Source organism: Streptomyces sp. NBC_00154 (genome assembly GCF_026342835.1).
Classification (GTDB): Bacteria; Actinomycetota; Actinomycetes; order Streptomycetales; family Streptomycetaceae; genus Streptomyces.
The window spans coordinates 1,621,890-1,634,462 of the sequence record NZ_JAPEMI010000001.1 but is presented as its reverse complement, the minus strand read 5'-3'; the positions used below and the strand labels follow the sequence as shown (position 1 = coordinate 1,634,462).

Annotated in this window: 12 protein-coding genes; 9 read left to right on the top strand and 3 right to left on the bottom strand. The window is 65.7% G+C overall.

Features of this window, described 5'->3' with window-relative positions:
• Nucleotides 1-295: 295 nt before the first annotated feature.
• Nucleotides 296-733 (bottom strand): hypothetical protein, encoded by a 438-nt coding sequence (locus tag OHA03_RS07140; protein WP_267001853.1) that lies wholly within the window; start codon nucleotides 731-733, stop codon nucleotides 296-298.
• 795 nt (nucleotides 734-1,528) lie between these two features.
• Between OHA03_RS07140 and OHA03_RS07135 the strand changes: the two genes are divergently transcribed.
• Nucleotides 1,529-2,683, top strand: a complete 1,155-nt coding sequence (locus OHA03_RS07135) for a pentapeptide repeat-containing protein (RefSeq protein ID WP_267001851.1) — start codon at nucleotides 1,529-1,531, stop codon at nucleotides 2,681-2,683.
• 244 nt (nucleotides 2,684-2,927) lie between these two features.
• Nucleotides 2,928-3,590, top strand: a complete 663-nt coding sequence (locus tag OHA03_RS07130; RefSeq protein WP_267001849.1) for a hypothetical protein — start codon at nucleotides 2,928-2,930, stop codon at nucleotides 3,588-3,590.
• 107 nt (nucleotides 3,591-3,697) lie between these two features.
• On the opposite strand, the gene OHA03_RS07125 is transcribed toward OHA03_RS07130, so the two are convergent.
• Entirely contained in the window at nucleotides 3,698-4,648 is a 951-nt protein-coding gene (locus OHA03_RS07125) for a PIN domain-containing protein (RefSeq protein WP_267001847.1), read from the bottom strand.
• Nucleotides 4,649-5,003: 355 nt separating this feature from the next.
• Between OHA03_RS07125 and OHA03_RS07120 the strand changes: the two genes are divergently transcribed.
• Nucleotides 5,004-6,239, top strand: coding sequence for a helix-turn-helix domain-containing protein (locus tag OHA03_RS07120; protein ID WP_267001845.1), 1,236 nt, complete (start codon nucleotides 5,004-5,006; stop codon nucleotides 6,237-6,239).
• A 29-nt stretch (nucleotides 6,240-6,268) separates the two neighbouring features.
• Nucleotides 6,269-6,799, top strand: coding sequence for a flavoprotein (locus OHA03_RS07115; RefSeq protein WP_267001843.1), 531 nt, complete (start codon nucleotides 6,269-6,271; stop codon nucleotides 6,797-6,799).
• 216 nt (nucleotides 6,800-7,015) lie between these two features.
• On the opposite strand, the gene OHA03_RS07110 is transcribed toward OHA03_RS07115, so the two are convergent.
• Nucleotides 7,016-7,402: a GntR family transcriptional regulator gene (locus OHA03_RS07110; protein ID WP_267001841.1), complete on the bottom strand. Its 387-nt coding sequence runs from the start codon at nucleotides 7,400-7,402 to the stop codon at nucleotides 7,016-7,018.
• Between the two features lie 462 nt (nucleotides 7,403-7,864).
• Here OHA03_RS07110 and OHA03_RS07105 point away from each other — a divergent pair, with 462 nt between their 5' ends.
• The 5 genes from OHA03_RS07105 (at nucleotide 7,865) to OHA03_RS07085 (ending at nucleotide 12,534) form a co-directional block, all read left to right on the top strand.
• On the top strand, nucleotides 7,865-8,158 hold the full coding sequence (locus tag OHA03_RS07105) for a hypothetical protein (protein ID WP_267001839.1): 294 nt from the start codon (nucleotides 7,865-7,867) through the stop codon (nucleotides 8,156-8,158).
• Entirely contained in the window at nucleotides 8,155-9,156 is a 1,002-nt protein-coding gene (locus tag OHA03_RS07100) for a DUF2637 domain-containing protein (protein ID WP_267001837.1), read from the top strand. The genes OHA03_RS07105 and OHA03_RS07100 overlap by 4 nt, the downstream gene beginning before the upstream one ends.
• Nucleotides 9,153-9,803: a GGDEF domain-containing protein gene (locus OHA03_RS07095; protein ID WP_267001835.1), complete on the top strand. Its 651-nt coding sequence runs from the start codon at nucleotides 9,153-9,155 to the stop codon at nucleotides 9,801-9,803. Before OHA03_RS07100 ends, OHA03_RS07095 begins: the two co-directional genes overlap by 4 nt.
• The gene (locus OHA03_RS07090) at nucleotides 9,803-10,189 is read left to right on the top strand and encodes an RRQRL motif-containing zinc-binding protein (RefSeq protein ID WP_267001833.1); all 387 of its coding nucleotides are present in this window, start codon (nucleotides 9,803-9,805) and stop codon (nucleotides 10,187-10,189) included. The genes OHA03_RS07095 and OHA03_RS07090 overlap by 1 nt, the downstream gene beginning before the upstream one ends.
• 95 nt (nucleotides 10,190-10,284) lie before the next feature.
• Nucleotides 10,285-12,534 carry a cell division protein FtsK gene (locus OHA03_RS07085; protein WP_267001831.1) on the top strand — a complete coding sequence of 750 codons (2,250 nt, stop codon included), beginning with the start codon at nucleotides 10,285-10,287 and terminating at the stop codon, nucleotides 12,532-12,534.
• Nucleotides 12,535-12,573 lie beyond the last annotated feature (39 nt).

Genomic DNA, 12,573 nt, shown 5'->3' with positions numbered 1-12,573 from the left:
CGGAAGTGCCCCCGGCAGGATTCGAACCTGCGCACCCGGCTCCGGAGGGCGTAGCTCTATGAGGCCCGGCTATCCATCTGAGCTGCGAGAACGCTTGACCGGGCTTAGACCGGCAGCTAGCTCACTCGCTACTCACTCGTGGTCGCCGACCGAGACTCTCGACCGCTTCGTCTCGAAGCAACTTGGGTGGGCGCTTGACCAGGGGCCGACTGTCGGTCGCTGCCGGCGCCCTTGCACGGCCCAGGAGAGTCTTTTTGTTCGCCGCTGCGACGCAGGTCAGGCTTGCCCTGAGCCGTCACTCAAGCGGCTGGGGAGCGACTGGGAGCTGTTCGCTGTAGGGCCACGTGAAGGTGCGGTCAGGTTCCAGGTGGGCCTCTCCCCAATGGGTGACGTGGATGCCGTTTTCCACGTCAGCTGTGAAGAAGACGCAGACAAGTTTCGTGGAAGCTCCCAGTTCCTCAAACACTTCGTGTAGCTCTAGGTACTCCTCCGTTGTCAGGTCGTCGTCGAGGTCGAACAGCCCCTCCGGCGGCTGCGGCCCGTGTGCCCGGAACAGCCGACGGCGCGTAGGGGAGGCGTTGGACGGCAACCGAGCGCGATCAAGAGGCCTCGGCCTGTCTGCGTATCTAAAGGGGAAGAGCGCGTGATCGTTGATCACCGCATACTCGTAGCCACGCACGTCCCGCACGGGCTCGTCCAGCTCCCGTGCCGTGTCCGCCAGCTTCTCTCGCACCGCCTCCGCGAGGGTGGAGCCGTAGGGACTTCGCTTCTTCAACCCGGCCGCGAGGTGAGTGGCATGAGCCTGCGCGTGAGCTCGAGCCAGCTGCACCGGAACCGCGGCAGCGAGCCTGCCGGCCCGCTCCCCAAACCGCTTCACCGCCCAATCCGAAGGCCTGGCCCAACTCTCACCCGACGCAGCCATGCAGCGCTCCCTCCCCCGCTTGTTCGCCTATCAACTGTTTGACAGGCGCATGAATCGTCCACAAGGGAGCGATCCGGCCAAAGCGGTGGTCGCTGGCAGCTGGATGTGACAGAGGTTGGCGCTGGACGACCCTTCGTCCAGAAGCAATTCGATCAACAGGTTGTGGCCGGGGCAGGCCCTCGCTGACCTCGCACGATGGTTCCTGAACTTCCGTGGCTGTTCGCGTCAGTACGTCGCCGTTGCAGCGCAGTTAGACACTCAGCTGAGTGCACAACCGACAGAAGGAAGTCGCCTCCGGCGCCTGCGACCTACCAGGGTCGGCTTCGCCGACGGGCTGCAACACGTGCTGTGTTGCAGCCGTCTGTAACCGGACAGCCCGGACAGCGTCGCCTACACCTGTCCGGCTCGTTTTCACTGGTCACGGGCCTAACCGGACAGCCGGACAGTGGGGACACCCACAGCGACCTCAGCTGGGCTTGGCCGGCCGACTCGCGAGGGCGGTCGGTGCTGATCTCGGGGCGGAAGGCCGCTAGGTGTTGGAGGGGGGGCACCCATCGTGCTTCAGGCTTGTTGTGGGCGGGCTCGCATACCGAAAGGGTGTGGGCCATGCGGGTGAACTGGAAGCGCCCAAGAGGCGCAAGGCTGGCTGGACTGGCTGCGGCCGCAGTGGTGGGCGTCCTGGCGATGGTGTTTACCCCCTTGACCCGGGTGCTGGTCGAGTGGATATCGGGGCCGGATTGGAGGGGCATGGATGGTGCGGCCCGCTCAGCGGCACTGGGGCAACTTAGGTTGGCGCTCGTCCAAGTGGCCGCCGCCCTTGGGGCTGCCATTGCGCTTCTGTTCACGGCGTTCAACTACCGGCTGACACGGCGTGGTCAGGTGACTGATCGCTTCACCAAGGCGTTGGAACGTCTTGGATCCGACCAGATGTATGTGCGTATCGGGGGCGTTCTGGCGCTGGAGCAGATCGTGCACGACGCTCCTGACCAGGCCACTCACGCAGCGCAGGTCCTGGTCGCTTTTATTCGGGAACGAGCACCCCGTGCCGCGAAACGAGGGGAGGCTGGAAAACGTGGTCGACTCACCGCCGCCCGCCGGTCCGCACGCAATCGTGTCGCAACGCCGACGCGGTCTCCTGAGCTGCCAAGAGAGCCGGACGCAGACGTCCAGGCTGCGCTGACTGCTCTTACGCGTCCTACTTTCCGTGCACACGTAGAGTCCGGAGGGTCCAAGAGGATTATCGATCTGAGCGACCTCCACTTGACCAGGGTGAGACTCAAAGGAGCGGATCTCAGCAACGTGGATCTCGGAGGAGCCGATCTCACCTCGTCGGGCCTGCTAGAAGTGGATCTCAGCGATTCACGACTATGGAGAGTGAATCTGACACACGCATGGCTTGAGGGGGCGAACCTCACCCGAGCTTGGGCGAGGGAAGCGGAGCTCAGTCAAGCGAAGCTGAAGGACGCTGACCTCACAAGCGCCAGGCTAGGGAGCGCGGACCTCACTGATGCAGATCTAACAGGAGCCTGCCTAAAGGACGCTGATCTACGCGATCTGGCGCTCTTTCCTGATGCTCCCCACCGAGGCGAGACGAACCTGACCGATGCCATCTTGTGTGGTGCAGATTTGGGATCGGCCGTGGTAAGCGTCGAGCAGATCCTCCTTGCCAAACTGGACAGGCACTCCAAGCTTCCAGTGGAGATGGCGGATGATCCTCGAATTAAAGCCTTCGAGGGCTCGACCTCAGCTGACTCGCGCTGAGACGTAATTGAGTGTGTCTGAACCGCCGACAGCTGCGCCCCGCACTGTTGCAGCTGCCTGTGCATCCCATGCCCCCATGAGAACGTGCCCAGTGCCTGCTGTGCCGCGTTCCTCCTCGTCCCAGCGCTGCGCGCCGGGCGCCCCAGGGACGATCGCGGCCAGCTTGTGCCCGTGCTCGCGGCGTTACAACCTGCCGTGAGCACGGTATGCCTCTATGTATCAAATTTTATCGAGAGGATCACGTGTGGAATGGCAGAAAATCGCCACGCAAGCGACAGGGCCCGTACTTTCGGCGGTAATTCTGGGGTTAGTTGCGGCATGGATTGCCCGCAGGGCCCAACTCCGAAAGGAGCAATGGTCTTTGCGGCATGAGCTGATTCGTGAGATGACAGAGACGGCGAGCACCCTGTACAACGAGACCCTGCGCTTTGCTCGAGCGACCAGGTATTTTTCCGCCACATCAGACGAGAAGGAGAAATATCGAAAGGATTTGGATAGAAGGTATAATGCGTCACGCATTTGCGCAGAGGTGATTCAGGATCGACTGGATGCGTACTTTGCAACCAATCGAGCAAAGTGTGCCTGGCATCGCGCGATGGACCTCCTATCCATGCAGTATTTTCTGCTCATCACGGACTTTCGGCTACCGCAGGACCTCGTGGATAGATACTCTGGTGATGAACATACCGGTCTGACTGAACGTAGCGACCTGCAAGATCTGGCAGTACTGAGGAGCGGATACCACCATTTCCGACAAGAGGCTACGGAAGCGGTTCTGGCCGATCCGTTCGTCGGAGAATGGATTGGGGTGCGCGCAAGTCTCTCAGCGCTAGCCTCGAACAGTGAAAGCATTAGTGGTGGTTCTAATCGTGTAAAGAAGAAATCACGATGGGGGCGAGGTGGGTGAGTCGGGTTGTGCGCCTACTTGCGGGGTAAATGTTGATCGCCCCGCGGCACCCTCGCTCGATCTCGCACACCTATAGCCTGAACTACGCTCGGACTCCGGCTTCATTTCTAAGTGTCTAGGAAGTCCCACTCACTCCCCAGAACCCAACGCAGCGCTGAGAGCTTGCCGTTCAAGAAGCCGTATTCCCAATCGTCTGCTGGCAATAGGGTCTCTGCGCCATATTTTTTCTCTATCCTTTCGCGCGCGAGCTTCCCGAGATCCTCTTCACTTGGTTTCTCGGCCCTCCTGGCTATACTCCGCGTGTACCAGATTCGATCAAAGTACTCCTCCTGCGCTTCAAGTATCTCTAGAAGCGATCTAGTGTCTTCTTGAAGGAAGTCGACCTCCTCCGCTAGCTCGGTATAGTCCTCGCCGAGTTTTTCCGTGAGTACGGTTACCAGGCCCTCCGCTGAGTACGCATAAATAGAGTTTTTCGAGAATAGCGATGCCAGGTCGGGATGCGGATCTCGGCGATCTCTGTTGGGAAAAGAGAAGTCCTGATAGTTGGACGTGGCGAATACGCTGGTCCCCGAGTTGGGTGCGCTGACCGTTGATGCATATAGCTCGATTAGCAGAGCATCTGCGACGCTGTTCTTGTTGAGATGCAACGGGGCCCGCTTGTCGAGCCCGCGTCGGACAACTGCTTCGTAGTGGCGCTGATTCGGCTCGATGATGGTGCCGGTCTGCAGGAGAGCAGATATTTCGGCGAAGTTTTGCAGGGATCGGGCACTCACGTAGGGGATCTGATGGACCATCTCGGAAACCCATTCACCGGCTTGACTATCGCCGTAGTCCTGCAGGTCCTTCTGAAGTGCCCTGAAGCGGTCGCGAATACTATTGCTGACTGCTTCTTCGGCGCGAGGTCGATTTCTTTCAAACTCGGCCAGGATGAGTGACGGGGCCAGGATTTCTAGTTTGCTCTGATGCTTTAGAACGCGCAGCGGGACGATGATGCGCTGGCCGTCACGCCGCTTCGCTATATCTAGCCAAACGCTTGTATCGATCAGGAGTCTGAGCACGCCTAGATCGTAGTGAACGCGGGGCGTCGGCACCTGGCGATTGAGCTCGGCGGAGCGGCTTTGGACGTGAGCTGCCCTGGGGCACCCGGGGTGTTGCAGCCGTCTGTGGCCGGACACCTCGGACAGCTCTCATTTTGGTTGTCCGGGTGGTTCTCGCAGGTCAGCGCCCCAGCCCGGACAGCCGGACAGCTGGGACACCATTCAGCACGGTTACAGCAGGCCCGGACAATCCGTCCGGGTCTTCCTCAGTTCAGCGCTACACCCTGGCAGTGGTCACCGTTGGAATCTCTTACGCGCTCACCACCGCGTCGGTACCGTGAAGGCGCCCCTACTCAGCAGCGGGAGGCAACACCCCATGCGTGGTCTTGGAGATCACCTCAGCATTGGCGAACGAATCGCGTTCTACCGCAAGCGCCGCGGATACACGCAAGAGGTGCTGGCCGGGCTGGTCGGCCGTAGCACTGACTGGCTGGCGAAAGCCGAGACCGGACGACGCAAGCCGCCACGGATCGACATGCTCGCGGAACTCGCGCGCATCCTGCGGGTCCCCCTCGGCGACCTGGTGGGGCAGTCCATGCTTGTGGAGGACGAGAAGCAGCAGGACGATGTGCCGGCCGTCCGCGACGCGCTCATGAGTCCGCGGCGGCTCTCTCGACTCCTCTTCGGACCGGAAGCAGGCGCTCAGCTCCCGACCCCAGCCCAGGCCGCTGTGCGCGTCGAGAACGCGTGGAACGACTACCAGGGCGGTCGACTTAGCAGCGTGATCGCGGCCCTTCCTGCGCTCCTCCAAACCGCCCAAGAGTTGGAGGATCGCGCGGCGCGCCGCGAGGAGGATCGCCACGACTGCTGGGCGGTGTCGGCCCGCACGCACCACCTCGCCGCCACGACGCTCGCGAAGATTGGGGAGTCCGATATCTCGTGGCTCGCGGCAGAGCGCGCGATGCAGGCGGCAGATGCGTCCGATGACCCGCTCGTGCTGGCGTCGGCCGCCCGCTCAGGAACGCACGCCCTGCTCGCCAACGGCCGCTACGAGGCGGCGATGCAGCTGGGCGACGCAACGGCGACCTGGCTTTCCCCGCGAGTGGCGGAGGGTGATCCTGCCGCGCTGAGCTTGCTCGGCATGATTCACCTGCGGGCGGCTGTCGCCGCAGCTCGGCACCAGGATCGTCCGACGGCTACCCGACTCTTGGACCGTGCCGAAGAGCTTGCGGAAGACCTCGGCTCGGATGAGAACTACTGGCAGACCGGCTTCGGCCCGACGAACGTGTTGCTGCACCGGCTGTCCATTGAACTGGATCTCGACAACGTTGCGTACGTGGTGGAGAACGGCCGGATCAACGTGGACCACATGCCGCAAGAGCGCAGCGTCTCGCATCGGATCGACTTCGCCCGGGCGCTCTCGCTCGCGGGACACGGGGACGACGCCTTCGCGGAACTGCGCACGGCCGAGCGGACGTCGCCGCAGCTGGTGCGCAACAATCCCAGGGTGCGTGAGACGCTGCGGGACCTGACCAAGCAGTCCCCCATGACTGCGGGCTCTCGCTCGTCCGAGGTGTTCGTGATGGCCCAACGATGCAGGGCGGTGCAGTGAGAGCGGCGAAGCGCGGAGTTCTCGGCGTTGTGGGTTCGGCGGCCGGCGGAGTGGAAGCGCTCGGCACCGGGCTGGTCGAGCCTGCGATGGAACGCGGCTGGAAGGTGGCCGTGACGCTGACGCCGACCGCGGGCCACTGGCTCCGGATGAGTGGCGAGGTAGAGCGGCTGGAGAAGCTGACCGGTCTTCCGGTGCGGGATGAGACGCGGCTACCTGGAGACGCACGGCCGCACCCGCCCGTTGACTGCTACGTGGTCGCTCCTGCCAGCGCGAACATGGTCGCCAAGCTTGCGGTGGGTATCGCGGACAATCAGGCGCTGACGCAGGTGGCCGAAGCCATTGGGACTCTCGGACTTCCTGTCGTGGTCTTCCCTCGGGTTAGTGCGGCCCACGCCCGTCATCCTGCCTGGCAGGGCCACCTTGAGGTGTTGCGCGAAGCGCAAGTTCACCTCGTCTACGGACCGGACGTGTGGCCGCTGTACGAACCGCGACAGGCGCCCTCCGGGCGCGAACTCCCGTGGACCGCAGTACTAGATGCTGTTGATCGAGCTATGGAGTGACGTACGGTCAACACCCCTGATCTGCAAAGACGATGGACCCGGACAATGTGTCCGGGTCCATCGTTGTTTCCGCGCCCAAGCTGTCTCGCATGTCAGAGACGTTCGAACAGCAAAGCAGCGGAGCGGGGCTTACCCCAGCTCAGTGCGCCCTGATCAGAGCGAGTCTCAACAAGGCGCGTATGGAGGCGACTCTGCTGGTCCAGCGGGCCGATGTCGTCACTGAGCGGGTGCTGACCCACCGGAATTCACGATCTGCTCAAGGCGCTCAAGACGCTCCCCAAGCTGACGGATTGTCTCGTGCATCGCGCTGATCTCCGTTGCGAGCGAGACGAATGCCGACCCTCCGCGCTGCACTTCATCGACGGGCTGCGAGGGGTCGACCACGAAGGTGCCGCGCCCCTGTTGGGAGAACACGAGACCTTCCTCGCTGAGCTCCCGGTAAGCGTTCTGCACCTTGACCAAGGTCACCCCATACTCCTTGGCCAGGTCGCGGGCGGCCCGCAACTGATCGCCGGGGCCGAGGTCTCCGTTCACGATCTGCTGGCGGATCTCCGCAGCAATGTTCTTGGCCGTAGGGCGCGGTGTGCCGGGGCTCTTCTCCATGGGGTCGAGCGTAACCGGCCTAGGTCAATTTCAGTTCTCGCACTCCCCTTGACGACTCAGATCGACCTAGGTAACTTCCTCCTTAGTGATTGACCTAGGTCAATTTGGATCACACTTCAGGGCTCGCCTGCACTAGTGAAGCCGAGAGAACCGCACTGCCTGCGCCCGGAGGGCCCCGTGAAACGGGTTCGAAGGAAGCGTTCGTTCCTTGACAACTGAATCGGGATTCGTCGCCTCTCCTGGCCCAAGTAGGCGGCGCGCGCGGCGAGAGCCGTGCGCTGAACAGCGCAGCTTCAACCACTCCGCAGCGCACTTCGCCTGCGGCCGGTTGCCTCCCTTGCCCGTCTCGTACGGGCGGGGCTGAGGGGAGCCGGAACTACGGCTTCACCCGCGGAGCGGTCGCCTCTCACCACAAGGCCACGACCGCCCGGTTCTCCGTCCCTTCGATTACAGGAGCGCTCCATGCGTGCATTCATCGGCGGCCACGAGGTCGTCTCGGACACCGACTTTGTGGAACTGGCTCTGGGGACCCCGGTTGAGCTGTGGCTCGGGGTGGAGGGCGAGAGCGAGATGGAGCGTGCGGCGCGCATGGATGCGGCCCGCGACATCCTCGCGGACAACCCCGATTTCCCCGACCGCGTGAGCCGGGTCGCCGCTGAGGCGATCGAGACGTTCGCGCCGGAACTGTTCAACGTCATCCCGCTACCGCGGCCGTGCGGTCGTCGTCGGCCGTCCCGGAAGGCGGCCGCGGCATGACGACCACTGCGCAGACGCCGGATCGGCCGGCCGTTCCGCCCTTGACCCGCCCGGAAATGGGCCTGGCCGGGGTCGGCGCGCTCGCCGCGGCGGGGGTCGGCGCCCTGGGTCTGATCTCCTCGTTCGATGCCGTGTCCGCTGCCGCTCTGCGGTGGGGGTTCAGCGGGCCGTGGATGCTGCCGGTCGGTATCGATCTGGCGATCCCGGTGTTCACCGTGGCGAACCTGATGCTGATCCGGATGGACATGGCGCTTGCCTGGGTCCGGTTCGTGCCCTGGGCCCTCACGCTGGTGACCTGTGGCTTAAACGTCTCGGCTGGCCAAGGGACATGGGCGAAGGTCGCCCACGGCACGATGCCGCTCCTGTGGGTCGTGTTCTCCGAGATCGCCGCCCACATCTACGCGGTACGGATCGGTGCGGTGACCGGCCGCCGCATGGACAAGATCCGTGCCTCACGCTGGCTGCTCGCCCCGCTGTCGACGTTCGCCCTGTGGCGGCGCATGACGCTGTGGGAGGTCACCTCCTACGGTGACGCGCTGGCCCGCGAGCGGGAACGCCTGCTGGCACGCGCGGCACTGCGCGAGCGGCACGGCCGCCTGTGGCGGTCGAAGACGCCCCGCCCGGAACGCGTGCTGCTCAAGCTCGGGGAGCTCAACCCCGCGAGCGAGGCAGAACCGCCCGCCCCGGACCCGAAGCCCGAGGCCAAGCCCCCGGCCGAGTCCAAGCCGTCTGCGAAGCGCCCGACTCGCCGCACGGCGGGCAAGGCGAACACCAAGCGGACCCCGGACGAGATCCTGTCCGAGGCCCGGGCGACCACGGCCGGTTGGACGGACGCGGAGCTGACCGCGGACCGGATCCGGGCCGCGGTGCACGTCTCCCAGGCCACCGCCCGCATCCTGCGCGACACGCTCAAGAGCGAGCGGGCCGGTCAGCCGCTGCACGCCGTCGACACCGAGCAGGACAACGACGGTGACGCCCCCGGGGCGGTGGCGGCATGAGCACGCTCTTAACCGCCCTGGCCACGGCCGGACCGCTCGCGGCCGGGTGGTCCGTCCACTCGGCATGGATGTGCCGACGGTTGCAGACCGCCCGCCGTGACCCGCTCACCGGGCTCCGTACCCGCGACGGGTTCACCCGCCGGGCCACGGTCCTCTTGAAGGACCCCCGGGCGGTGGTGGTCCTCGCCGACGTGGACCACTTCAAGCAGATCAACGACACCCACGGCCACGCCGCAGGCGATGCGCTGCTGAAAGCGACTGCGGACCGGCTGGCCCACTACGTCGGCCGGCACGGGGTCGCCGGACGGCTCGGGGGCGATGAGTTCGCCGCGGTCGTCCTCGACGACCACGGCACCGCCGCCGACCTCCTCGCTGTCCTGCACGGCGTCCTCGCCCGCCCCGCCGACGGCCTTGACCCAGCGGTGCACACCACGGTGTCGCTGGGCTGGGTTCGCGCCGCCGACCACCCCGGCGACGATCTGTCCGGGCTGCTGCGGCGAGCGGATGAGGCCATGTACGCCGCCAAGCAGGGACGGGCCGGAGTACGCCGCGCCGGACTCGGCAGGCTCTTCGCCACCGTCACCGGCCGCCGCTCCGGCCGCCGCGGCTCACGCACGGACGCACCCGAGATGGGAGCGGTCGCCTGATGTCCCCGACGTTCGGCAAGTGCTACGACCCGACCGGCGCCTTCCACGGGATACCGACCTTCCCGTGGAAGTTGGCCCCGGACGGCTATGCCACCCGCCGCCAGCTCCGCGACCGCGGGCTGCGACCCGGTGGGCAGGCAGTCGCCGCACAGATCATGCGCCGCTCACGTCGCCGTAAGGCAGGTGTGGCGGTCGCGTTCCTGTACCGCATCGAGCTGGCCAAGCCGGTCCGCCCGATGACCACGGCCAAGCGGGCCGCGCTCGCCAAGGCCATGACCGCACGGCGCACCTGCCCCGCCTGCCGGGCCGATGTCGGGTACTGCATCCCGACCTCGCTCGGCATGTGCCCCGGCTGCGCCTACCCCGAAGAACAGCGCGCCGCTTGAACTGCACAGCAACCGCCATGCGGGGTCCGGACGGTAGGCCGTCCAAAGCGCCGTCCGGACCCCTTCCAACCCCTGTAGTCCGGGAAGGACTGTCAGTGAATCACGACGACGAGAGCGAACTCTTCAACCGACTCGAAGCCGACATGAAGGCCGCCGCACCCGACTTGGGCGGCGACGTGGTCGACCTCGACAAGGCACGGTCGGCCCGATCCGAGTCGGCCGACCGTGCCGCCGACCGGTCGGCCGACTCACACACCGCGCGGTCGGGCAACGGGTCGGATGCTGGGTCGGGCGACCCGACCGAGCCCGTGATGGTCGACGGCCCAGCGGAAGTCGGGCCCGGGTTCATGGGCCGCATCATGGGCGCCAAACGCAGGGCGATCGTCCCGCTGTGGCTGCGCTCCGGAACCGAGTTCAAGACCGCCACCCGCTGGGCCGCGGGCCACTACGGCCACCTCGCCGGGTACCACGCGCTGCGCTCCCCGTACTACGCGGCCCGGCTCGCCTTCCAGTCGCCGCGCGGTGCGGCAAAGTTCGTGGGCGGGACGATGCGGTGGGTAGCCGACCGCGAGGGCGAGCCGGTCCGACTCGCCTCGGTCCGCCGCGAGGACGCGGCCGAGTATCTGAAGCTCTCCCGGCAGCGGGACGGACGTGTCCGGCTGCGGACCCTGATCACGGTGCTGGCTATGTTCGTCGGGCTGGGTGCCGCGCTCGCCATCTACGTCCTCGCCCCCGGCTGGCTCCAAGCCCTTTCGGTCGGGGCGGTGTTACTCGCTCTTGGGTCGGCCGGCACGCAGGCCGACGCCCCGGTCATCACCCGGGCCGTTGAGATGACCAAGGCACCCAAGCTCACGTCGGACATCGTGCTGCGGGCGCTCGGGGCGCTGGGTATCACGGCGATCAACCAGGTGCAGAGCAAGGGACGGGACGGGTTCACGTTCACCGCCCCGATCACCCGCGACGGCCCCGGATGGCGTGCGGAGGGAGACCTCCCGTACGGCGTGACCGTCACCGATGTGATCGAGCGCCGCGACAAGCTCGCCTCCGGTCTGCGCCGCCCGCTGGGCTGCGTGTGGCCCGAAGCGGTGCCGGACGAGCACACCGGGCGGCTGGTCCTGTGGGTCGGGGATCAGGACATGTCGACCGCCACCAAGCCTGCATGGCCTCTGATCAAGGGCGGCTCGGTGGACCTGTTCAAGCCGGTTTCCTTCGGCACTGACCAGCGCGGACGCTGGGTCGACATCACCTTGATGTACATCGCAGGCGTCATCGGCGCCATCCCGCGCATGGGCAAGACGTTCCTCCTGCGTCTGCTCCTGCTCATCGCCGCCCTCGACACCCGGGCTGAGCTGCACACCTACGACCTGAAGGGAACCGGCGACCTCGACCCCGTCGGCGAGCGGGTCTCGCACCGGCACCGGGCCGGGGACGACGATGAGGACATTGAGTACGCGCTCGCTGACCTGCGGGAACTGCGTACCGAGCTGCGGCGTAGGGCCAAGATGATCCGGTCCTTGCCGCGGGACATCAGCCCCGAGTCGAAGGTGACGTCCGAGCTGGCGAACAAGCCCAAGCTCGGGCTGCACCCGATTGTCATCGGGGTCGACGAGTGCCAGGTGTGGTTCGAGCACCCCAAGCACGGCGGGGAGTTCGAAGAGATCTGCACCGACCTGGTCAAGCGCGGCCCCGCCACCGGCATCGTGTTGCTGCTCGCCACGCAGCGCCCGGACGCGAAGGCTCTGCCGACCGGGATCAGCGCGAACGCGTCGGCCCGGTGGTGCCTGAAGGTCATGGGGCAGCTGGAGAACGACATGGTGCTCGGCACGTCCAGCTACAAGCGGGGCATCCGGGCCACGATGTTCTCGTGGAAGGACAAGGGCATCCACTACTTCGTCGGTGAAGGCGCCGACGCAAGGATCGTCTCGTCCGTCTACGTCGACGCTCCCGCCGCCGAGGTGATCGGCCTGCGGGCCCGCCGCCTGCGCGAAGCCGCCGGAACCCTGTCCGGGCATGCGCTCGGGGAGACGTTCGAGGCCAGTCAGGGCGCCGCGGACTCGCTGCTGCCGGACATCCTCGCGGTCATCCCCGCGGACGAGTCGAAGGTGTGGAACGAGACCGTGGTCGAGCGCCTCGCCGATCTGCGGCCGGAGCGCTACGGCGACTGGGTTCGCATGTCCGGTGAGGAGCAGACCGCGCACCTGACCGCAGCACTCAAGCCGTACGGCATCGCGGCCGGACAGGTGGGCCGTCGCATCGACGGCAAGTTCGTCAACAAGCGCGGCATCAAGCGCGATGACATCGCCGCGACGGTTGCGGAGCGTAACGGAAATCGGGACGCGAGCTGACCTGTGGGGACTGCTATCGATAGCGCCACACCCTGCTAT

Bases quoted from the DNA above. Each gene is read 5' to 3' on its own strand.
- OHA03_RS07105 (WP_267001839.1), top strand. From the start codon at position 7,865: ATGCGTGCATTCATCGGCGGCCACGAGGTCGTCTCGGACACCGACTTT.
- OHA03_RS07110 (WP_267001841.1), bottom strand. From the start codon at position 7,402: ATGGAGAAGAGCCCCGGCACACCGCGCCCTACGGCCAAGAACATTGCT.
- OHA03_RS07090 (WP_267001833.1), top strand. From the start codon at position 9,803: ATGTCCCCGACGTTCGGCAAGTGCTACGACCCGACCGGCGCCTTCCAC.
- OHA03_RS07100 (WP_267001837.1), top strand. From the start codon at position 8,155: ATGACGACCACTGCGCAGACGCCGGATCGGCCGGCCGTTCCGCCCTTG.
- OHA03_RS07120 (WP_267001845.1), top strand. From the start codon at position 5,004: ATGCGTGGTCTTGGAGATCACCTCAGCATTGGCGAACGAATCGCGTTC.
- OHA03_RS07135 (WP_267001851.1), top strand. From the start codon at position 1,529: ATGCGGGTGAACTGGAAGCGCCCAAGAGGCGCAAGGCTGGCTGGACTG.
- OHA03_RS07095 (WP_267001835.1), top strand. From the start codon at position 9,153: ATGAGCACGCTCTTAACCGCCCTGGCCACGGCCGGACCGCTCGCGGCC.